A 296-nucleotide genomic window follows, 5' to 3' on the forward strand; every position below is an offset into this window, starting at 1 on the left:
TTGCCGATGCCTGCGCCCAAAGCGGTAATCAGCGTGGCGACTTCTTGGCTGGCCAGCATTTTTTCAAAACGTGCTTTCTCGACGTTCAAAATTTTACCTTTGAGCGGCAAGATCGCTTGGAATTTGCGGTCGCGGCCTTGCATGGCGGAACCGCCTGCGGAGTCGCCCTCGACGAGGTAGAGTTCGGACAGGGCAGGGTCTTTTTCTTGGCAGTCGGCCAGTTTGCCCGGCAGGCCCAAACCGTCCATCACGCCTTTGCGGCGGGTAATTTCGCGTGCTTTGCGGGCGGCTTCGCG

1 protein-coding gene is annotated in these 296 nt (G+C 58.8%); it reads right to left on the minus strand.

Annotated features, from left to right (window positions below; all coding sequences use genetic code 11):
* The coding region (locus ACTHSP_RS23565) for a toprim domain-containing protein (RefSeq protein WP_440347182.1) at positions 1–296 on the minus strand (296 nt) is incomplete at both ends.

This window comes from Neisseria sp. P0001.S005, from assembly GCF_051963715.1.